Source organism: Limnothrix sp. HT2024, from assembly GCF_059138625.1.
The window spans coordinates 2,032,943-2,057,793 of sequence record NZ_CM181121.1 but is presented as its reverse complement, the minus strand read 5'-3'; the positions used below and the strand labels follow the sequence as shown (position 1 = coordinate 2,057,793).

At 63.3% G+C, this 24,851-nt stretch carries 1 protein-coding gene (cut by a window edge); it reads left to right on the top strand.

Annotated elements, in window-relative coordinates; genetic code table 11:
- Positions 1–24,851, top strand: the 3' portion of a protein-coding gene (locus tag AC2IAX_RS08250; RefSeq protein ID WP_494390122.1) for an SAM-dependent methyltransferase. It extends 3,940 nt beyond the left edge of the window; only the last 24,851 of its 28,791 coding nucleotides appear in the window; the start codon falls outside the window, past its left edge; its stop codon occupies positions 24,849–24,851.

The following is a 24,851-nucleotide window of genomic DNA, read 5'->3' as shown; positions in this document are numbered from 1 at the left end:
CCAGCGTGAGTGTGGATACGGCCTGCTCTTCCTCGTTGGCGGCGATTCACTTGGCCTGTGAAAGCATTCGGCGGGGGGAATGTCGAGCCGCGATCGCGGGAGGGGTGAACCTGATTTTGCATCCCCTGCATCTGGTGAACCTTAGCCAGTTGCGAATGCTGTCGCCCGATGACCAATGCCGGGCCTTTGGGGCGGGGGCTAACGGGTTTGTGGATGGTGAAGGGGCGGGGGCAATTCTGATTCGTCCCTTGGCCGATGCCCTGGCGGCGGGCGATCGAATCCGGGGCGTAATTTTGGGATCGGCCATGAACTCCGCCGGCCGCACCCAGGGCTATACCGTGCCCAATCCCCTGGCCCAAGCGGATTTGATTTTGGATGCCTTGGAACGGGCGAAGGTTGATCCCGCCACGATTCAATATGTGGAAGCCCATGGCACAGGAACCGCCCTCGGGGATCCGATCGAGATTCGGGGCCTAACGGAGGCCTGGCGCAAACACACCGAAGCCAACCAAATTTGTGCGATCGGCTCTGTCAAGTCCAACATTGGCCACCTGGAATCGGCGGCGGGCATTGCCGGTTTAACCAAAATTCTCTTGCAGTTCCAGCACCGCGAACTGGTGCCTTCTCGCCACAGCGAAACGCCGAACCCACTGATTCCGTTTGCGGAAACTCCGTTCTACTTGCAAACCGATCGCACCCCTTGGCCCACCGAAACTCACCGCCCAAGGCGGGCGGCCCTCAGCAGCTTTGGGGCTGGGGGAGCCAATGTGCATCTGATTGTGCAAGAGGGGCCGGAGTCTGTCCGGCGGGAGCTGTCGCCGGCCACCGGTTCAGCAGCTCCTATCCCCGCAGGCGATCGAGCCGTTGACGGGGCAACCGATGCCGGAACAGACGCAACCAAAACAACCGAGGAAATCGCTGAGGAAATCATCGTTGTTTCAGCCAAATCCGCCGCCGCCTTGCGGGCCCAGGTGGAGCAATTGCTGCAATATCTGCGGGATTTATCCCCCGATGGCGATGCTTGGCGCGATTTTGCTTGGACGTTGCAGGTGGGCCGGGCCGCCATGCCCCATCGCTTGGCCCTGGTGGCGGCCTCGGCGGCGGACTGCTGTGAACAGTGGCGGGCCTTTTTAGCCGAAGCGGCCCTGCCTCAGGGGTGGGTGAACCGTGTCACGCCCCAAAGCCAGGAGGCCGCCGAGGCCGAGGCTCCCACCTTGCCCGACCTTTGGGCCGCGCGGCGCTACGCCAAAATTGCCCGGTGGTGGGTTCAAGGGGGAGATCCCGATTGGGAAGCCTTGCCCCGATCGCAGCCCCGCCGTCTGTTGACCCTGCCCACCTATCCCTTTGAACGAGTGCGCTACTGGCCCGTGGAGGCGGATGAAGAGTTGATGTTTTCTCCCTCTGGATCGTCTGCTGGATCGTCCGCTGCCCCTCAGCCGATCGATCAGTTTATTGAACAGCCCACAGATCAAGAAGACTTTCGCCTGTTGGTGCCGCGTTGGTTTGCGGCTCCTCTTCCCGTGGCCCCGTCCCAACGTTCAGGGCTGCATTTGATTGTTCAGCGATCGCCCTCCCCTTGGGCAGAAGCCCTAGCCCAGCACTATCGCAGCTTGGGGGAAACCAGCCAGGTGCTGACCCTCAATCCCTTGGCGGGAGAAACCCTGTGGCGCAATTGGCTGGCCCAGACGACCCCGATCGCCAGCATTGACTTTTTGGGGATGATTGATGCCTGCGACTGGCAGGACGCGGTGGATGATTCCTGGGCGTTCTTGCAAGGCATTCAAGTCTTGGCTCACCGTCACGATCCGCTGCCCCTGTTGCGAATTGTGACCCAAAGGGCCCAATCGGTGGTTCCGGGCGATCGACTCATGCAGCCTTGGGCCGCACCGGCGATCGGGTTAGGCCGGGCCTGCCGCGCTGAATGTCCCAGCCTGCCCGTGGTTTGCGTTGATTTAGAGGCAACGGATCCCGCCCAAGCGGCGGCCCAAATTGTCGGGGAACTGGGGAGCGATGGGGCCCTGGAGGTGGCCTGGCGATCGGGTGAGCGTTGGGTGCGAGGCATGGCCGAGGCGGAACCGACCCCGGCAACTGCGAATCCCGAGCCGACCCTGCGGGATCGGGGTGTTTACCTGATTGTGGGCGGTGCATCCGGGGTCGGGCTGGAGGTGGCCCAATGGCTGGCGGATCAGGTGCGGGCCCGGTTGGTGTTGCTCGGGCGATCGCCCCAAGGAGAGCGCCAAACCCAGGCGATCGCCCAAATTCGCCAACGGGGCGGCGATGCCCTGTATCTACAGGCGGATGTGAGCGATCGGGCGGCGTTGCGGGCGGCCCTGACCCAGGCCCGACAACAGTTTGGCCCCATCACCGGGGCGATCCATTCCGCCATGGTTTTGGATAATCATCCCCTGACCGCCATGCCGGCCAAGGCCTATCGCACTGTGCTCGCCCCCAAGGTGGCCGGCAGCGTGGCCCTGATCGAAGCCCTGCGCGAAGATCCCCTCGACTTCGTTCTATTCTTCTCCTCCCTGGCTTCCTTTGCGCCCACGCCGGGCAGCGCCAACTATGTGGCCGCCTGTGCCTTTGAAGATGCCTTTGCAACCTATCTCCAAGACGTGCAAGGCCTATCCTCCTCGGTAATCAATTGGGGATTTTGGGGAGATGTGGGCCAATTGTCCACGGAAGTCGGCCGGGCCCGCCTCGCCCAATGGGGGGTGCAGGCCATGGGGCGCGCCCTGGGCCTGCGATCGTTCGCCATGGTTTGGCAACGGGGCCTGCGTCAGGCCCTTCCCCTGCGGGCTTCCGCCAAGGTGCTGGATCTGCTGGGATTCCGCCCGGTGGATGTTTTGGCGACCGCCGGGGCCGACTCGGGGCCGACGGCGGCCGATCCGGGCCGATCGGCCTGGGTGGCGGCCCAGGACTACGCGGCGCGATCGACCCTGGATGTGCCCCGCTATATCCAATCCCTTGAGGAACTCGACGACCTCAGCCGCTGGTATCTGATTCGGGTTTGGGTGGAGTTTGATCTGTTTCCGGCCCCGGGAGAGTGGCGGACGCTGGAGCAGTTGCGACAACGGCTCTATCGATCGCCCAAATACGATCGCCTCCTGAAGGCCCACTGCAACTTGCTAGCGGCCCAGCAAGTGCTGGAAATGCGGAGCGATGGGGAAGCGGTTCGATCGGGCCCAGCCCTGCCGGCCATCCGGGCCGCCCTCACGACCTTGACCGATCGCCACCGGGATTTTGTGCAGCGCTACCCGGATATGGTGGGCTTCACTCGGGTGCTGGAGGCCTGTTTGACCGTGGCGGACTACGGGGCCGTTTTGCAGGGGCAGAAATTGGCCACGGAAGTCCTGTTCCCAGGCTCATCTCTGGATTTGGTGACGGGGATGTATCGCAATAATCCCTGGGTGGATCACTTTAACCAGGTGCTGGCGGCGGCCTTGGGCGGCGGGCTGGCGGCCCAACCGGGGCGGCCCCTGCGGGTCTTGGAAGTGGGCGCGGGAACCGGTTCCACCACGCAATTTACGCTACCGGCCGTGGCCGCCTTGGCCGATCGGCTGGTGTATGACTTCACCGACGTATCCCAAAGCTTTTTGCAAGCGGGTAAGGCGGCCTTTGGCCAGACCTATCCTTTCATGCAGTTCCGGCTGTTTGATCTCGATCAGCCCCCCGAAACCCAAGGCTTTGAATTGGGGGTCTACGATGCGATCGTTGCGACCAATGTGGTTCACGCCACATGCCAAATTCAGCGATCGCTCAGTCACCTGGCCAAATTGCTCAAACCCGGTGGCCTGCTGCTGCTGAATGAGTTAACCCGCAAATCGGACTGCCAAACCATCACCGTTGCGCTGCTGGATGGGTGGTGGGCCTTTGAGGATCCGGCGGTGCGTTGGGAACATTCCCCCCTGCTGCCTCCCCAAAACTGGGTGCAACTGCTGGCGGCGGCCGGACTAGTGGTTGGCTCCTCATCCGGCGCACCGGCAGCATCGGGCCTGGGCAATGCCTATCAACAGCTCTTTATTGCGGCCCGAACTGCGGCGGCCAGCCCTCCGGCGGCGGCTCCTGTCCCGGTTGGCCCCGCCGCCGATTCCCCCGCCCCGATCGCCCCTGACGATCGCCCCTCTCCCGCGCGCATTTTGGCCATTAGTCAGGAGTTGGGGCAAATGATCGCGGCGGTGCTGGAGATGGATCGCCAGCCGGATCCTGAGCAAACGTTTTCGGATTTGGGGGTGGACTCGATCCTGTCTTCCCAAATTGCCCGGCGCATCAATGCCCGGTTTGGCAGCGAGATCGCCCCCACGGATTTTTATCGCTATGCCACGCCCCTGGAGATGGCCACCTATTTGGAATCCCAGGGGGCGGCAACCCCGGCCCCGGCAGCACCGGCCCCGCCGCCAGTGGTGGATCCGGTGATCAGTCCAGCCCGGATCAATCCATCGCTGGGTTCAGGGGCGGCGGCGGAACTGACTTCAGCCGCTCCGGTGAGTATGGCTTCCGGGACTCCCCAGGTCGCCACGCCGCAAACCCCGGCCGGAACCGCTCCCGATCGCACCGGGACGGAGGCGATCGCCGTGATTGGCCTCTCCTGCCGGTTCCCCGGGGCCCGCAATGCGGATGAATTTTGGGACGTGCTGCGATCGGGACAAACTCCCTTCTCAGATCTGGCCGAGCGGTGGGGAATTGCAAGCGATCGGCCCCTGCAAGGGGGGTTACTGCCCGATGCCCTGGCCTTTGATCCGCTCTTTTTCCGGCTGTCTCCTCGGGAAGCGGCCCAAATGGATCCCCAACAGCGGGTGTTCCTAGAAGAGGCTTGGAAGGCGATCGAGGATGCCGGGTATGCTCCCGAATCCCTCGCAGACACACGCTGTGGCGTTTACGTGGGGGCCGCCCACAACTTCTATGGCCTCGATAGCCAGGACACCAGCGACCAGCATGGCTCCGCCAACCACCAACCCAACGCCATGGCCGCCTTGGGGGCATCCATGGCCATTTTGCCTGCGCGGATTGCCTATCATCTGAACCTCAAGGGCCCGGCAATTCCCGTTGATACCGCCTGTTCTTCCTCCCTGGTGGCCTTGCATTTGGCCTGTCAGGGATTGCTGCAAGGGGATTGTGATTTGGCCCTGGCGGGCGGGGTGGCCCTGCTGTTGCTTTCGCCCAGGGTGCATCAATTTTTGGACTACAGCGGAATGCTGTCGGCCACGAATCAATGTCGGCCCTTTGACCAGTCTGCCAATGGGTTTGTGCCGGCCGAAGGTTGCGGGGTGGTGATGTTGAAGCGCCTCAGCGAGGCCCAGCGGGACGGCGACGCAATCTATGGGGTAATTCGGGCTTCGGGCATGAACCAGGATGGGCGCTCCAATGGGATTACGGCTCCCAATGTCCAAGCCCAATCCGAACTGGAACAGGCCCTCTACACCAAGGGGCAAATTGACCCCAGCACCCTGAGCTATGTGGAAGCCCATGGTACGGGCACAAAACTGGGCGACCCGATCGAGCTGCAAGCCCTGACGAAGGCGTTTCGGCATTGGACCGATGCTAAGCAGTTCTGTGCGATCGGCTCGGTGAAGGGCAACATTGGCCATGCCATGGCGGCGGCAGGGATGGCGGGCTTCATCAAAGTGCTCCTCAGCTTGAAGCATGAGGCCTTGCCCGCTTCGTTACATGTGCAAACACCCAATCCGGCCTTTGATTGGGATCAATCTCCGTTTTATGTGCCCACGCAGCCTCAGCCCTGGCCGCGCCAGGGGGATCATCCCCGGCGGGCGGCCTTGAGTGCCTTTGGCTTCAGCGGCACGAATGCCCATTTGGTGATTGAGGAAGGCCCCGCCCGGGAACCCTTGCCCACCAGCTCGTTTAGCTTGCCTTGGCGGGTGATTCCGGTGTCGGCCCAATCTCGATCGGCCCTGGAGCGTAATTTGGCCCAGTTGGCCGCCTGGGCCGATCGCCATTCGGCTGCTTCCTTGGCGGATGTGGCCTGGACGTTGACCTTTGGCCGGCAGCATTTCGACTGTCGGGCGGTGTTGGTGGTGCAGTGGACGGCGGATTTGGTGACGGCCTCGCCCCTGCGGGATCCGGCCGCCGTGCCCGCGTCCTTGCCCCATGCGACCCAGATCCGGGAGTTTCTGTCGGGGGCGGCGATCGCCTGGTCTGAAGTTTGGGAGGGGCCGCCCGGTCGGCGAATTTCCTTGCCGACCTATGCCTTTGAGCGAGATATTTGCGCCCTCACGCCCCCGGTGGCTCCGGCCCTGGCCACCCCAGTAACCCCAGCGGCCCCGATCGAACCCACGGAGCCGGCCCCCCTTGCGCCAGCGCCACCGATTGAGGATTGGCTCGATCGCACCTTGCACCGGGTGGAGGCCCAAGCCAGTCAGCAGGGAGACCCGCTCGCCGGTTGGGAAATGGTGTTTGAGCGTCTGGATAATTTGGGTGCGTTGGGGGTGTTGGCCACCTTCCAACAGGCGGGGGCCCTGCGAGAAGCCCACCGCCCGATCGCCCCCGCAGCCTTGCAAACCTTAATTCAGCTCTCCCCAGACCATCAAGCGCTGTTTGCGGGCCTGTTGGCGATTCTCCAAAACACCGGATGGCTGGTGGCGGTGGCGGGGGAACTGGCGCTGAATCCCGATCGCCCCGAAGGCGGCGCTTCCCAGTTGGCCGCCACGCGATCGCGCCTGGAAGCGGAGCTGCGCAGCCAATGCCCCGCCTGCCGCCCCTATCTCGATCTGCTGCAACTGTGCCTGAATCATTACCCGGATTTGTTGGCCGGGCGCTTGGCCGTCACGGATTTGCTCTACACCCCCGAGGTTTTGCCCTGGGTGGAAGCGATTAACCGTGAAACTCCCCTCGCGACTCACTTCAATGGGTTGGTGGCGACGGCGGTGGCCACGGCCGTGCGCGATCGGGTGGCCCAGCCCGGATCAGCACCGATCCAAATTCTGGAAATTGGTGCGGGAACCGGAGCCACCACCGCTGCGGTGTTGCAAGCCTTGGCTCCCCTCGGTTCCCAGGTGACCTATCACTTTACGGATTTGTCGCCGGCCTTTGTCCAACGGGGGCGCAATCGCTGGGGCGAGCAGTTTCCCTTCACCCGCTATGCTCCGCTGGACATTGAAGCGGATTTGGCCAGCCAAGGATTTACCGCCGGCCAATTTGCCATTATTTGCGCGGCCAACGTGCTCCATGCCACACGCCGCATTGATCACACCCTGGCCCAAGTGCATCAGCTCCTGGCCCCTGGCGGGTTGGTGATTCTCAGTGAAGTTTGTCACTTCGAGGTGTTTGCGACCCTCACCTTTGGCTTAACCCGGGGCTGGTGGTTGTTTGAGGATGCCCCCAACCGCATTCCCCACTCGCCGTTGTTGACCTCGTTGAATTGGCGGCGTTGCCTGGCGGCCCAAGGCTTTCCCCGGGTGCGCACCTTGGGGGTGCGCCATCCCCAATCGCCCGAGACTTACCTGCAAAGTTTGATTGTGGCCCAGCGCAGTCCGCAGTCTGCGTCCCATAGGGTTTCCCCTTCGCCCGATCGAGTGACTCATCAGGTGTCGGATCCATTACCCAGCCCAGCACCTGACCAACTTCCCAATCAATTGCCTCAGCCATCCTTCCAGCCTGCACCTGCGGTGATGACTCCGCCGATCGCCCCGCCCGTGCCCGCCGTGCCTGTTTCGGCCCAGGGTGGCCCCGATCGCTGTGAGCAACGGGTTGTGGCATTGTTGGCAAATTATTTGAACGTGCCAGCCGATCGCCTGGATCCCAAGCGTCCCTTTTCCGATTTGGGGGTTGATTCGATCGTGGCGATCGAGCTAGCCAAGTTGCTCAATGCTGAACTGGCCATTGAGTTGCGATCGACGGATCTGTTCAACTACTCCACCGGGCAGCAATTGGCCCGCCACATTGAGCAAGCCTTTCCCCATTGGCGACGGCCCGCCGCACCGCCGATCGTGACGGCTCCCGCTCCGGAGGCCGCGCCTCCGGTGTCGTCACCTGTGACCAAGCCCCCCGGTCGTCAAATCGCGATCATTGGCATGGCCGGCCAGTTCCCCGGGGCCCGGAATTTGGCGGAATTTTGGCAGGTGATCCAGCGAGGGCAGCCGGTGGTGAGCGAAGTGCCGCCCGATCGCTGGGATTGGCGGGCCATCTATGACCCCGATCGACTGGCTCCCCACAAAACCCCCAGCCGCCACGGGGGCTTCCTCGACGATGTGGGGGCGTTTGATCCGGCCCTGTTCCAAATTTCGCCCCGGGAAGCGGAGTTTATGGATCCGCAGCAGCGCCTGTTGCTGATGGAAACCTGGGCCGCCCTGGAGGATGCGGGCTATCCGCAGCAGCGCTTGGATGGCAGCCGCACGGGCGTGTTCGTGGGCGCATCGAGCGGCGACTATTGGGAACTGTTGCTGGAATCGGGGCTGCCGGTGGATGGCTATACCTTCACGGGTAACGCGGGGGCCATGTTGCCAGCACGCATTGCCTACTGGTTGAACCTGAAGGGGCCCACCCTGGCGATCGACTCGGCCTGTTCTTCGTCCCTGATTGCGGTGCATACCGCCTGCGAAAGTATCGAGCAGGGCCATTGCGACTTGGCGATCGCGGGCGGGGTGAGCGTGTTGGCCACACCTCGGTTGCACCTGCTGCTGGGCAAGGTGGGAATGCTGTCGCCCACGGGAACCTGCAAACCCTTTGACCACAGTGCCGATGGCATTGTGATCAGCGAAGGGGTGGGGGTTGTGATTTTGAAGCCCCTGGATCGAGCCTTAGCCGATGGCGATCGGATCCATGCGGTGATTCAAGGATCAGGCACCAATCAGGATGGCAAAACCAGCAGCCTCACGGCCCCCAGCGGCCCGGCCCAAACCACCCTCATTCAGGAGGTCTATCAGCGGTTTGGCCTGGATCCCCGATCGATCGGCTATGTGGAAACCCATGGCACGGGCACGCCCCTGGGCGATCCGATCGAACTCCATGCCCTGAGCGATGCCCTCCGCGCCGCTGCCCTGCCCCCCGCTTCGATCCCGATCGGCTCCGTGAAAGGGGTGATTGGTCATTCCCTGACCGCCGCCGGGATTGCTTCCCTGTTGAAGGTGGTGTTGGCCCTGAAGCATCGATCGCTACCCCCTTGCCCCCTCTCCACCGGTCTGAATGGCCATATCCAATTGGATGCCAGCCCCCTGCGGTTGGATCCCTACGGCAGCCCTTGGACTCAGACCCCGCGCCTAGCCGCCATCAGCTCCTTTGGGGCGAATGGGGCGAACTGCCACATGGTTTTGGCGGCGGCTCCCGAGGTGGCCGCGCCGGCCCCGCCCGCCCGCCCGGAATATCTGTTGGTGCTGTCGGCGCGCGATCGGGCCCAATTGCGACAACGGGTGGCGGATTTGCTCCAGCACCTGACCAGCCAAGCGCCGCTGCCCCTGGCTGATTTGGCCGTGACCCTGGCCACCAAGCGCAGCCATTTGGCGGTGCGGGCGGCTTGGGTGGCCAGCAGTTGGGATGAACAACTGGCCAACCTGCGGCAGATTCACCAGTCCCTGTTGGTGATCACGCCTCGGGCGATCGCCCCGGAAGCCACCCCGGCTCAGTCCTGGTTGATCACCCCGTCGGACGATCCGATCCTCACCCCCGATGGTGCAATGGGCGACACCCAGCGGGCCCAGGTGGCTCAACTGCTCCAAAGTGGCCGGAGCGATCGCCCCTTCCTGTTGTCTTTGGCGGCGGATTTTGTGGCGGGAACCCTGTCGGATTTGACGGCGCTTTACCCGGAACCGGGCCGGTTGGTGGATCTGCCGCGCTATCCGTTCGATCGCACCCGCTATTGGGTGCAACGGTCGCCCCAGCTCACACCCCCGCCCCTATCCCCCACCCCCGCCCGAGATCTCACCTTTTGGATGAGTCAGCATCATGTGCAGGGCACAGCCGTCTTACCCGGTGCGGCGATTTTGCAACAGATGCTGGAAGCCGGCCAGGCGGCGGGCCACCCGATCGGGGAACTGCGAGATATCGGTTGGTTGCACCCGGTGCAGACGGGCATGGCCTTGGTTCCCCAATGGCAAACCCAGGATTCGCGGTTGCTGCTGCAATTGCAAGCCAGGATGGAGCCGGATCCCAGCGGGGCCACGGCATCGCTCGATCGCCCCTGTGCCACCGCCGTTTGGATCTCTACCCCCAGCGCTCGATCGTCCTCGGAAACTCCCAACTTCGATCCGGTCGCCGTGCAACGACGCTGTGGCAGCACCTGGACGCAAAAGGCGTTCTACGACCTGGTGGATGGCCGCGATGTGGTTCATGGCCCGCTGTATCGCACCGTTGAGCAATTGTGGGCCGGCCCCTTTGAGGCCCTGGGCAAACTGAAAGCGCCCGCCTCAGAATTGGCCTGGCTGCCTCGGATGGCGCTGCACCCCTCGTTGCTGGATGGGGCTTTGCAATGCGTGATGGGCCTGCTGGCTCCTCGGGCGGCCGATTTGCCCCTGCTGCTGCCGGCCTCGATCGCCACCTTGCAGATCCTGCAACCCCTCACGGAGGATTGCTGGGTTTATGTGCGGCCTTCGCAAGCGCCGATCTCGGAATATTCCTTTGATTTGCGGATCACGAACCTGGCGGGTGAGGACTTGATCCGCATCAACACCTTTACCCTCCGCCCCTTGCGCACGGAAGGCAGTCTGCTGGGCACGTCGCCCAATGGCCATCCTGGAATTCCGCCTTTGGTTCCGGGGGGCAATGGTCAGGGCCTGTCCCGATCGGGGCTGCCCGTGGGGGCTGGGCCGGTTCCTGCCCACAACGGCGCACCTGTGGCCCTCGGCTCAGAGGGGGCGATCGCCCCGACCGGTTTTTCGGCGGCGGCCCCAGCCAGTGCCATTGAAGCCGTGCCCTGCTACCGGCCCGTTTGGCAAGAAACCCCTTGGCCAGAGCCGATCGCTCCCGAATCCGGGGCGGTGTTAATGGTTTATGCACCGGGCGATCGGCCCTTAGCAGCGGCCCTGCAAGCACAGCACCCTTCGGCTCCGATCTATCAAGTGCAGCTTGCGGGATCCCGCCAATCCCTGGGCCCAAACCATTGGCAAGTGGGCGCAGCGGCCAGCGATTGGGAGCCGATTTGGTCACAACTCCCCCCCTTGGAAACCATCTATTTTCTGGCGGCGGGGAGTCGGAGCGCGCCCGCCAGCCTGGCGGAACTGACGGCGCTGCAAGATCAAGGGGTGGTCAGCCTGTTTCACCTGATCCAAGGCCTCGATCGGCATCGACTGTGGCGATCGGGAGCGCGGCTGCGGGTCATCACCCAAGAGGCCCAAGCCGTGGGAGTCGGGCCGATTCAGCCCTGGCAAGCCACGGTGATTGGCTTCACCAAGGCCCTGTCCCGGGAATTCACGGATTTGGCAGTGACCTGCTTGGATCTCAGCCGGGTGGATCTGGAACTGGTTGAGCCAATCGATCGCCTTGATCTCACTGATCTAACCAACCCATTCGCCCACCTGGCCCGCCGAATTGCCACGGAACCAGCGGCGGAACCGGGGTTGGAACTGGCCTATCGGGGAACACGTCGGTTGCGGCGGGCCATTCAGCCCATGGCCTTGCCGCCGGATCCGCGGCCCCTACCGATTGATCCCGATGGCTGCTACCTAATCGTGGGTGGCATGACCGGCATTGGCTACGAAGCGGCCAAATGTCTGGCGGCGATTACCGGGGTCAAATTGATTTTGACGGGCCGCCGCCCCCTCACTGAAGTGCGAGCCGCCCAACTGCGGGAACTCACGGCTTTGGGGGCGATCGCCCAATACCGAGCGATCGATGTGGCGGATCCCGTCGCCATGGCCGGTCTGATCCAAGAAATTCAGCAAACTTGGGGGCCCCTGCGAGGGGTGATTCATTCCGCCCTGGTGCTGCAAGATGCCAGCCTGCGCACCATGACCCTGGCGGCCCTGCAAGCGGCCCTGGCTCCCAAGGTGGCGGGCAGTTGGCTGCTGGTGGAACTGACTCGCCAACAACCCCTGGATTTTCTGATCTTCTTCTCGTCGGCCAATGCCTTGATGGGCAATGCGGGGCAAAGTAACTACGCGGCCGGTTGCACCTTCCAGGATGCCTTTGCCTTGGCGTTGCCTCCCACGGGGCCTCGGATCCAGATCATTAACTGGGGCTACTGGCGCGAAACGGGCATTGTGGCCACCGAGTTCTATAGTCGACGCATTGAAAAGCAGGGCATTTTGGGCATCAACACCGCCGAAGGGGTGGAAACCCTGGAACGGCTGTTGCGCTGGGAAGTGCGCCAATGTTTGCCCATGCTGGTCGCGCCGGAAATTTTGGCCCAGTTGCAGCTAACGGGCTGGACCACGGAACCGGCAGGGGCGATCGCCTCGCCCATGCTCCCGGCGGCGGCGGCCCAGGCCATGGCTCGGTTTGTGCAGGAACGCCCGATCGCGCCTGAGTCGATCGAGGCTTTCCAACAGCTTGAGGCCTATGCCCATGGGCGACTGCTGGCCACCCTGCGCCAACTGGGGTTGCTGCGATCGTCCGCCGATCGCTGGTCCGTGCGATCGGTGATGACGCAACTGGCGGTGCAGCCCCGTTATGAGCGCCTGATTTGGGCCTTGGGTGATTTGCTGACCCGAGCCGGATTCTTGGCGGAACAGGGCGATGGGCTGGGGTTAACGCCCCTGTGCCTCACGCCGGAAATGGATCGCCGGATTGCCAACAGCCCCGCCGAGGCCGATCGACTGCGATCACGCTATGTAGGCATTGATCCTTGCTTAACCCTGCTCGATCGCTGCTTAGAACGCTATGGCGATATTTTGCGCGGGGCCTGCGATCCCCTAGAGATTCTCTTTCCTCGGGGATCCGCCGCCCAAGTGGAAGGGATCTATCGTGGCAATCCCCTGATGGATTACTACAACGACTTGACCGCCGCCACGGTGGCCGCAGCGGTGGTGGCCGCCCAACCCACACCCCAACAGCCCTTCCGAATTTTGGAGATTGGTGGCGGCACGGGGGGAACCAGTTTTGCGGTGCTGAAAGCCTTGGATGCCTATGCAGCCAGTGTTCATTACACCTTCACTGATATTTCGCCCACCCTGGTATACCAAGCCCAGCAGACCTTGGATCAAGGCCGCTCCTTCTGTGAATTTCGGGTGTTGAACATTGCCCAAGATGTGGCGGCCCAGTCCTTTGCGCCCGGTAGCTATGACCTGGTGTTGGCGGCCAATGTGCTCCATGCCACGGAGAGTGTGACCGCTTCCGTGCGCGAGGCGAAACGGCTCTTGAAGCGCCACGGCCTGTTGGTGCTCAACGAAGGAACCCGGGTTCAGGACTTTGCCACCCTGACCTTTGGACTCACGGAGGGATGGTGGCTGTTTGGGGATGGGGATTGGCGCTTGCCCCATGCGCCGCTCCTGAGTCCCGCCCAGTGGGAAGCTCTGTTCCGGGCGGCCGGGTTCCAATCCATTCACCTGGCGAGTCCTGCCCGGCCAGATGCGGGATTCCCGATCGAGACGATCATTCTGGGGGCGAGCGATGGTTGGATTGAGTGCCCCACGGCGGCGGCTCCCCAAGGGGCCCCTGTTGTGCCCGATCGTCCGGTTTCTCCATCGGCTCCGTCCGCTGCATCCTCATCGTCGGCGGCTCCGGCCCTGGCTGAAGGGGATTCCCGAGCGGTGGTACTGGCCCATTTACGGCAGGTGTTTGGGCAAGTGTTGCGCCTGGAGGGAACAACCCTATCGCGCCAAGCCAACTTCGAGACCTACGGGGTGGACTCGTTGGTGACCTTGGAATTGATTCGCGCCTTGGAGCAAACCTTTGGCCTGCTGCCCCAAACGCTGCTGTTCCAATGCCCTTCGCTGGATGCGCTGACCCAATGGCTGGAGGCGAATAAGCCTGAGGCGATCGCTGCTTTGGTGGCGGCGGCTCGTTCGGCGGTTCCGTCGACTGTGGTTGCCCCTGCGTCTTCTGGGGAGCTGTCACCGCCCTCCCCGGGGTTGCCGCCCGCACCGGTTCCCGCACCGCTCCCAGCACCGCTGACATCTGCGCCCCGATCGACCACTTCAGCCTCAGCCTCAATAACCTCAGCCCCAACAACCTCGCTTACGCCCACAACGCCCGCACCGGAATTGGCGGGCGGTGGCCAGCCGGTTGCGGAGCCGATCGCCCCAGTTCCCACGGGCCGATCGAGCCAGGGCCCCAGCCAAGCTCGATCGATCCCCTCGACGAGCCGGGCTGTGGAGGATGGGGCGATCGCCATTGTGGGGTTAGCGGGTCGCTACCCGGGCGGTGCGGACTTGGCGGCCTTTTGGGAAACCCTGATCACCGGGCGTGATGTGATTAGTGAACCGCCGTCCGGTCGTCAATTTGAGTCCCCTGAATTTGAATTGGCCGAGCATCCCACGGCGCGGCGGGCGGGCTGGTTAGGGGCGATCGATACCTTTGACCCACGCTTTTTCGGCATTTCGCCCGTGGAAGCAACGGGGATTGATCCCCAAGAGCGGCTGTTTATGGAAGTGGCCTGGGCCGCGCTGGAAGACGCGGGCTTAACCCCCAATACCCTGGTGCGATCGCCCGATCCAGCCGCCAAGCGAGCCGTTGGGGTGTTTGCAGGGGTGATGTATGGCGAATATCAGCTCCTGGCCGCCGAGGCTGCGTTGCAAGGCGATTTTGTGCTGACCGGTGCTTCTCCTTCCTCGATCGCCAATCGCTTGTCCTATTTTTGCAACTTCCAAGGCCCTAGCTTGGCGGTGGATACGGCTTGCTCTTCCTCCCTGGTGGCCATTCATCTGGCGGTGCAAAGTCTGCGGCGGGGAGAATGTCGAGCGGCCTTGGCCGGTGGGGTGAATCTGATTTTGCATCCTCGGCATTTGCTGGCCCTGCATCGGCTGAAGATGTTGGCGAACGATGGGGTTTGCCGGCCCTTTGGGGCCGGGGCCTCGGGTATGGTTCCCGGCGAAGGGGTGGGCGTGGTGGTGCTCAAACCCTTGGCCGACGCAGAGCGGGATGGCGATCGGATCTGGGGAGTCATTCGCGGTTCGGCGGTCAACAGTGGCGGCAAGGTGTCGGGCTACACCGTGCCCAACCCCACGGCCCAGGCGGCGGTGATTCGATCGGCCCTTCAGGATGCGATGGTGGATCCGCACAGCTTGTCCTACATCGAAGCCCACGGCACGGGCACGACGTTGGGAGACCCGATCGAGGTGGCGGGGCTAACCGAAGCCCTCGGTGTCCATGACCAGCCCTACTGTGCGATCGGGTCGTTGAAGGCCAACATCGGCCACCTGGAGGCGGCGGCGGGCATTGCGGGACTCACCAAAGTGCTCCTGCAAATGCGCCATGGCCAGTTGGCTCCCTCGTTGTATGCCGCCGATCCCAATCCGCACATTGCCTTTGACCAAGCCCCGGTGCGGGTGCAAACCCAGGCCATGCCCTGGCAAACCCAGCCCGGCGTGCCTCGGCGGGCGGGCATCAGCTCCTTTGGGGCGGGCGGGGTGAATGCGCACCTGATTGTGGAGGAATATCGATCGGAGTCGGGGCGATCGGGACTTGATCCCGACCCGGCCAGGGCCCAAACCCCGTGGGATCGCCCAGGGATTGATCGCAACGGATCGAGTGCGGGAGACCTACATCCCGGGGGGACTGAACGCAACGGCTTCGATCGCCTCGTGCTTGATCCGGCGGCAGCCCCGGTCACTGTGAGCGGGCTGATGGTGCCAGAGGGGGAATACGTAGTGCCGGTTTCGGCCCTTGATCGGGAACGACTCCAAGTTTGGGTGCGCCAACTGCGATCGGTGCTGATCCAACCCCAAAATTCCTCCCAGTCAGGCTTTATCACCGACCCAGCCCCAGGAACCCCCGCAACGGAAGCCCCGATCGATTGGGTGGCACTGGTTTGGACATTGCAAACCGGGCGCGTTGCCCTCCCCTATCGCTTGGCCGTGGTGGCCAAAAATCTCAATGACCTGTTGAGCCAATGGGAGGCCTTTTTAGCCGACGGGCCGATCGCCCAAGGATTGGTGGGGCGTTGTGGGCCAGACGATCGGGTGATTCGCACCCGGCCCGATTCCCCCCTTGCCCTGGCCACCGCCTGGGTTCAAGGGGCCGAGGTGGATTGGGAAGCCCTGTGGCTGGGGCCCAAACCATCCCGCGTCACCCTGCCGTCCTATCCGTTTGAGTTGCGCCCCTGTTGGTTTCCCCGGCCGGCTCAACCCGTGACCGCCTGGATCAACACCGGCCGAGCGGAGCCGCTCCCGGCGAGTTCCCCAGCCAGTTCTCCCGATTTACCCTCGGCAAAAAAGCCGCCCTCGTCCCCGGGAGCGGTAGGGGTTTTGATTCCCGATTGGCAAGCGATCGCCCCTGAAGCCGCTTCGGGAGCTGCGGTCGATCCTGTGGTAGGTGAGGTGCTCCTCTGGATTGGCCCCGAAGCCGAGGGAGCGGCCATGGCCGCAGCGGTGCAAGCCCATCCCGATTGCTGCCGGTTCCGGCGGGTGATTCAGGTGATTCCGGGCCTGGCCTTTGAACCGCTACCGGGCGATCGCTACCGATTGAACAGCTCGCGGGAATCGGATTTTGGCGAACTGCTGGCTCACCTCGCTGATCAAGGCCTCGCACCCACCCATGTGCTCTTTCGGAGCCTGGCAACGGCGGCCCCGGATGATGCACCGCCGCAGGCGATCCGCCAGGGCCTGACCCAAACGCTCTATCCCCTGTTCTATGGATTGCGGGCCCTGTTGCGATCGCCCGCCATCAGCCCTAGCCCGGTGTCCTGGATTTATTTGGGAGAGGATCCGGCTGCTCCCTGGACGGCGGCGGCGGCGGCCTTCTGTACCGCCGTGGGCCAGGAGAGCACCCGATTGCGGCCGGCGGTGCTGTCGGGGGTGACGGAGCTGAACCAACCTTCCCGAGAGCTGTTGCGGGCGATCGCCCTGCTGTGGCAGCGTCCAGAGCTGAACCATCTTCAGTTCCAAGCAACGGGATCCCGGGTGCGTACCTGGCAGTTGTTGGATCCCGCGATCGACCCAGGAAACCCGGCCCCGTCCGGTCTCTGGCAAGGGGGCGGTTGCTATATCCTCACCGGCGGTTTGGGGGCTATTGGTCAACAGTTGGTGGAAAACGCGATCGGCTCGGCTCCGGTGTCGTTGGTGCTGGTGGGTCGATCGCCCCTAGATGATCGCAAAACCGCGCGTCTGGAAGCCTGGCGGGCCCAAGGGGCCCAAATCACCTACGTGGCGGCCGATGTGGGCGACTGGGACGGGGCGATCGCCGTGGTCAACGCCGCCCGCCAAACGGGCCGGCCCCTGCGCGGCGTGATCCATGCCGCCGGCCTGATTGAAGACGCGCTGCTGATCCACAAAGACCGGCCCACCTTCGGGCGAGTCTTGCGGCCCAAGGTGCAAGGAACCGTTTATCTCGATTACCTCACGCGCCAGGATCCGCTGGACTTTTTCCTGTGCCTGTCTTCCCTCAGTGCCCTGATGGGGGCCCCGGGCCAGGGCGATTATGCCGCCGCCAATGCTTTCTTGGATGCTTGGATTCAGCAACGGGAAACCCAGCGGCAATTACAGCAGCGATCGGGTGTGAGCCGCACCCTGAATTTGCCCTTCTGGCAAGGGGGCGGCATGGCCTTGACGGAGGTTTCCCAGGCTTGGATGGCGGACATGGCGGGACTGCAACCCCTAACCCCCGCCCAGGGTCTGGAACTGATCCATTGGGCCATTCGCCAACCCCATCCCCAAGTGGCGATCGCCCCGGGAGAGCCGGAAAAATTCCAAGCATTTCTTCAGGGCCGCTTTCAAGGCCACTCCGCAACGCCCGCTCAGTCGGATCGACCCTTGGCCGCCAATCCGATGCCTGCGGCTCCTGTGGCTGCTCAGGCCACGGCTTCGGATACCTTGCCCGTTTTGCGATCGATCATTTCCGACCTGCTGGGTTTGCGGCCCGAAGAAATTGACCCCCAAGCCCGACTGGGAGAATTAGGGTTTGATTCGCTGCAATTGGCGCGCCTGGGTGAAGCCATTCAAAAACAGCCCTCGGATCGGGCTTTCAACTCAGCCCTGCTGTTTGAAAATCCCACCGTGGCCGCCCTGACTCCGTATTTGCGATCGGATCAACCGGCGGAACCCCCAGAACCGGCCCCCCAGCCAATCGGTTCTCCGGTGTCCCCCTTGGGGCTGACGGCAGTTCCCGAAGGGCAATCCCCCCGAGCTGAAACCTCGACGGGGGAACCAACCTTCGCCCCATCCATGCCCGATCGCCCGGGAGAGTTAGCCCAAACCACCCGATCGCGCCGTTTCAACCCCCAGGAACCGATCGCCATCATTGGCATGGCCGGACGCTTCCCCGGAGCCAACACCCTGGAGGACTTTTGGGACAACCTGGCGGCGGGCGCAGATTGCATTACCGAAGTGCCCGCCAGCCGCTGGAATCCTGACCAATACGCCAGCCAATGCGTCTGCCGTTGGGGGGGCTTTCTGGATGGGGTTGATCAATTTGATCCCCTGTTTTTCCGGATTTCCCCCCGGGAAGCGGTTTCCATGGATCCCCAAGAGCGGCTGTTTCTGCAAACCGCCTGGCACACCCTGGAAAATGCGGGCTACACCCCCGATCGCCTGCGTCAAGCGGCCGATGGCTCCCCGCGTCGGGTGGGCGTTTTTGTGGGCATCACCTGGGGCAGTTATCAGTTGCTCTCGGCCCAAGAATGGTTGCGGAGTAACCAAATTCTCGGATCCTCATCCTATTGGTCCGTGGCCAACCGGGTGTCCTGGTTTTTAGACTGCAAGGGCCCCAGTTTGGCGGTGGATACGGCCTGCTCCTCGTCCTTGGCGGCCATTCACTTGGCTGTGCAGTCCTTGCGGCGGGGTGAATGTGCCGTTGCGATCGCGGGCGGAGTGAACCTGCTGTTGCATCCTTGCAAATACGTCGCCCTGAGCGGTTTGGGCTTCTTGGCGGCCGATGGTCGCTGCCATAGCTTTGGCCAGGGGGCCAATGGGTTTGTGCCCGGTGAAGGGGTGGGCGCGGTGTTGCTGAAGCCCCTGTCGTTGGCGGAGGCCGACGGCGATCGAATTGAGGCGGTGATCCTCGGCAGCGCCATCAATCAAGATGGCCTGACCACGGGCTACACGGTTCCCAATCCCGAGGCCCAAGCGGAGCTGATTGAGCTGGCCCTCCAGGACGCGGGCATTTCTCCCGCCACCTTGAGCTATGTGGAAGCCCATGGTACGGGAACGACCGTGGGAGATCCGTTGGAATTGCGGGGGCTAGACAAGGCCTTTCGCCGCTACACGGATCAATCGCATTTCTGTGCGCTGGGATCGGTGAAGTCCAACATTGGTCATTTGGAAGCCGCTGCGGGGGTGGCGGGGGTGATCAAAGTGGCGTTGCAGATGCGTCACCAAACCCTCGTGCCCACGCTCCATTGCACACCGCCTAACCCAGTTTTGGATTTCAGCCACAGTCCCTTTGTGTTGCAAACGGCGCGATCGCCCTGGGTGGGCGAGCGTCGGGCGGGGATCAGTTCCTTTGGAGCGGGGGGCACGAATGTGCATGTGATTTTGGCCAGTTACGAGCCAACCCCCGCCACCGTGGTTCCTGCCTCGGGCGATCGGCCCCAGGTTCCCTTGCTGTTGCCCCTGTCGGCTCGTCATCCTGCCGCCTTGGAACGGCAAGTGCGGAACCTGGCTCAGTATCTGGAAACCCATGGCGCAACGTTGGCCTTGGCGGATGTGGCGGCCACGCTCCACCGGGGTCGTGTGCCCATGGAGTGCCGAGCGGCGGTCATGGCCGATTCGGTGCCAGCGGCAATCCAGGCCCTGAAGCGCTGGTCGATCGGTGCGCTGGCCAATGCCCTGCCCGCCGCTGCCCAAGCTTGGTTGGCGGGCGGCCCGCTGCCCCCTTGGGCGGGATCTGGATCCCCCGTTCCCTTACCGGGCTATGCCTTCGAGCCGGAGCGCTACTGGTTGGCTCTCACGTCGGAGCCGACCACCGCGCCCTTGCCCCCGCTGCCCCCCCGGTTCTATCCCATTTGGCGATCGGCTCCCCTGGAACGTTGTGTCTCGGCGGCGGCGGTGCTGTTCTTTGCCCCCAATCCAGAGGTGTTGCAGACGGTGCGCGATCGCCTGGCTCCCCGACTGGTGATTGGGGTGTTGCCAGGGACAGGATCTTTTGAGCTGTTGGCTGCCGACCCATTGCCCATGGATTTTCGGATCGATCCCCATGCGGCCGAGCACTATAGCCGGCTGTTGGCGGCCTGTCCGCCCGTGCAATGCCTGATCCAAGCCTGGGATCTAACGGAGTTGGCTGCGGACTCCCGATCGAACCGGGATTTACAGCACACGCCGTTGCACCGCATGTTTTTGCTCAGTCAGGCCCTGCTGCAAACCCAATCTGAACCCTTGGATATTCACTATGTGTTTTCCGGGTCGGGGGGCGATGTGCCGGGCCGCGTGGCGGTGGCTGGTTTCCGGCGATCGCTCACGGCCGCCTGTGCTCGCCTGCGGTTGCGCACCATTCGGGTGGAAGCGGAGGCCAAGGCTTGGGCCGGGATTCTGACCGATGAGGTGCAGACCCCCTGGATGGATGCGGATATTCTCTATCGCCTGGGAAAACGCTACGGCGAAGACTGGGTGGCCTGGGAGGCTGCCGCTGTGCCTGCGGTGACTTTGCGCCCTCGCAGCGTCATTTTGGTGACCGGCGGGGCCGGGGCCTTGGGATCTCAGGTGGCGCTGTATTTAGCCAGACACCATCAGGCGCGGTTGGTGCTGACCGGGCGATCGCCCCTGTCTCCGGCGATCGAGGCGCAGTTGGCCGCCATTCGTCGAACCGGCGGTGAAGCACGCTACTACGCGGTGGATCTCACGGATCGGATCAGCATGGAAGTGATGGTGGCCCATGTGACCACGGAATGGGGGGCGATCGAGGGCTTAGTTCACTGTGCGGGTCTTCAGGGGCAGGCGGCCTTGGGATCCCTCAGTTGGTCGGAGTTTGCGGCGGTGCTGCGTCCCAAAATTCTGGGTGTTCAGGTGCTCCAGACCGTTCTGGATTGGTCGTCGCTTTCGTTGCGAATCCTGTTTTCATCTTTGGCAGCCGTAGCGGGAGACTTGGGCAGTTGTAACTATGCCTGTGCCAATCGCTATCTTGATGCAGTCGCCGAGGCCAGCGGCGGCGTGGCGATCGCCTGGCCCCTTTGGGCCGAAGGGGGCATGTCTCTGGATGCCCAGGCCCAAGATCTTTACCTCGCGGCCACGGGGCTGCGGCTCCTGCAAACATCCGCTGCCCTGCAAGTCTTGGCGGGGTTATTTGCCTCGGAACATGCCCGGGTGGTGATTTGCGATGGGGAGCCGCCCGCCCTGGAACGGTTGTTGCGCCCTTGGCTGTCCGGAGCGGTTCCGGCGGCCACTACCCCGCCCCCGATCGCGGCGACGATCCCCGAGCAGACCGCCCCGGCGATCGCTCCACCCATCGCCGCCCGGCTCACCCGTGATTTGACCGATCCATTAACCACCGACCCATTAACCAACGAATTGGCCGAGATGGCGGGAGCCGTGTTGGCGATCGCCCCCCACAAACTCCAGCCCCAGACTCCCTTCAGTGAATACGGGTTTGACTCGATGTTGCTGCGCGAATTTGCCACGCGCATTAACCGGCGCTATGCGATCGATCTGAGTCCTGCCCTCTTCTTCCGGGTGGGAACCTTGGCTGCCTTGGCTGAACATCTGCAAACGGACTATGCCAGCGCGATCGCGGCGGTGTTGGTTCCCCCTGCGGTCGATGGGGCGGAGCTGAATGATGGAACCGTGGTCGCCATGCCCCAATCGCCCACCTTGCCCTTGGCTCCGGTCTGGCCCGATCAAGATTCCGGCGTGGCGATCATTGGCATCAGTGGCCTGTTTCCCGGTTCTCCCAGCCTGCAAGACTTTTGGCAAAACCTGGTAGCGGGAACGGATTTGATTGTGGAAACCCCGCCGGAGCGGTGGGATTGGCGGGACTGCGCTGCCCAACTGGCCGGCACGGGTCGGGAAGAGGCCGCCCGCTGGGGTGGGTTCCTAACGGAGGTGGCCACCTTCGACCCGCTATTTTTCGGGATTTCCCCTCGGGAAGCGGAGCAGATGGATCCCCAACATCGGCTGTTTTTGCAGCAGGCCTGGCACGCCTTGGAAGATGCGGGCATTCGGCCCTCTTCCCTGGCCGGCAGCCGCACCGCCGTGTTTGTGGGGGTGCAGATGAATGAATACGTGGAGCGCTTTGGCCCCGACGCGGGCCCCCAGGTGGCCACGGGCAACGCCCACGCCATGATTGCCAACCGGCTGTCCTACCTGCTCGATCTGCGTGGCCCCAGCGAAATTATTGACACCGCTTGCTCTAGCTCCTTGGTGGCCGTCCATCGGGCAGCGCAGGCCATCCGCTCCGGTGAGGCCACCTTGGCGATCGCGGGGGGTGTGCATTTGCTCCTGTCTCCCACGGCTGTGATGATGGCGGCGCGGATGGGGGTTTTGTCGCCGGATGGCCGCTGCTACACTTTTGACGCACGGGCCAATGGTTATGTGAAGGGCGAAGGCGTGGGCGTGGTTTGCCTCAAATCCTTAGCCCAGGCCCGGGCCGATCGCGACCATATTTATGGCGTGATTCGGGCTTCTGGGGTGAACCATGGTGGCCATGGCATGTCCCTGACGGCTCCCAACCCTCAGGCCCAGGCTGACTTGATTGCCCAGGTGTATCAGCAAGCGGCGGTGGATCCGGCTTCCATTACCTTGATTGAAACCCACGGCACGGGGACGGCCCTTGGAGACCCGATCGAGGTGGATGCTCTTACGGAGGCCTTTGGTCGGCTGACGGGCCCGGCCACGCCCGAGGGAGCCGATCGACCCGCGCCCCGCCGTTGGTTGGGATCGGTCAAGACCAATATTGGCCACCTGGAGCCGGCTTCCGGCATTGCAGGTTTGCTGAAAGTGTTGCTGGCGATGCAACACCGCCAAATTCCGCCCACGCTCCATCAACAATCCCTGAATCCGTTGCTGCACCTGGAACGGGGCGGGTTCCAAATTGCGACCACCCCGCAGCCCTGGGAACCGGCGATCGACCCCTCCGGGCAAGCGGTGTTGCGGGCTGGGGTCAGTAGCTTCGGCTTTGGCGGCGCAAATTGCCATCTGTTGCTAGAGCGCGTCTTGGATTCGGCGGCCACCCCCCCGCCGGCCTTGGCCAAGCCGCAGCCGGAAGTGATTCCCCTGTCTGCCAAAACGCCCCAAGCCCTGCGCAGCGCCGTGGTGGCCCTGCGCGATGCCTTGCAAACCGAAGGCGATCGCCCTGCTTTGGCGGATGTTGCCCATACGCTGCAAACCGGCCGGGAAGCGTTGACCCAGCGAGTTGCCTTTGTGGCCCCCGATTACCCGACCCTGTTTCAGCAGATGCAAACCTGGCTGGAACAGGGGCAATGGCCGATCGGGGAGCTGATTGAAACATCGCCTCTCGCGCAATTGGCCCAAGCCTGGCAAGCCGGTCAGGTGGAACTCAGCGCGATTGCCCAGGCCAGCGATCGCCCCATTCCTCCCCAAAAAGTCCCCCTGCCCGGTTATCCCTTTAGCCAAACCCGCCATTGGATTCCCCGATCGACCAGTGTGGTCGCGGCAACGGGGCCTGAGGCAGTTTCCGAGGCAGTTTCCGAGATGGTCTCAGCAGCGGTTTCCACGGCGGTTTCCGCTGGACTGGTGACCCCTGCCGGTTTGGCCACGCCCGATCCTACTGCTTCCACTGCCATGGCCACCCTTCGATCGCTCCTCAGCCAAACCCTGGGCCTAGATTCAGCGTTGCTCACCGAAGACACCGATCTGAGCACCGTGGGGGTCGATTCCTTGGTGCAAGCGGATTTGCGGCGATCCCTCGAACGGCTATGGGGGCGATCGCTGCCCGCCAATTTGTTCTTGGCGCACCCCACCCTGGCGCAACTGCAAGGGGCCCTTGGCCCCCTACCTGCGCCGGCCGCGCCCGCCGGAACCAGTCCCCTAATGGTGTTCCACGACCAAGGATCCCAGCCCGCTTCCTTCTGGATTCACGGTGCGCCGGGAGATACCAACTGGCTTCAGTCCCTCAGCCAATACCTGGGGCCAGACTTCCCCCTGATGGGCATTGAAGCCAATGAATCCGTTGCCCAAGACAGCATCACGGCGCTGGCTGAACATTACCTGTCGCTGGTTGAAACCTTTCACCCCGCGATCGACTATCGCTTGGGGGGATACTCCTTCGGTGGAACGGTGGCCGTGGAAATGTGTCGCCTGCTGGAGCAGCGGGGCCAATCCGTGACCGATCTGATCCTGCTGGATACCTATGCGCCCGGTTCCGAAGACTTGCGATCGATCAAGGAGCACCCCGCGATCACCGATCCGGCCTTTGCTCCCCTGCTGATCACCAACCTGCTGGTTTACCGTTGGCGCGGTTCTCGCCCCCTGAGTCTCGACGATTTCCAAACTGTCGCCCCGGCGGACTACGCCAGCCTGATGACCGATCACCTGGCGGCCTGTTCCCCCCTGCGCCCAGAGCAACTGCGGCGACTTTTGGATAAAAATCTGCAATTGGCCGCTCGGCACGATCGCCTACTCAGCGCCTATCACCCGGAACCCTTTGCCTGTCGTGCTCGGGTCACCCTGTTCCGCAGCACCTTGGGGTTCACAGCGGCCGACAATCCCCTCGCCTTGCCGGCCATTCAGGTAGACCTGGCCGACTCCCCCGCCACCTGGCAAACCCTGCTCCAAACCCCCATCACCACCCACAACATCGCCAGCGATCACTTCGGGTTGCTCGCGGGTGCGGCTGGGCAATCGGTGGCTAATCAGCTTAAAACCCTGCTCGTCCACCGCTCGATCTCCACGGGTTTTGCGGAAACCGCGCTGCCAAAATCCAGCTAA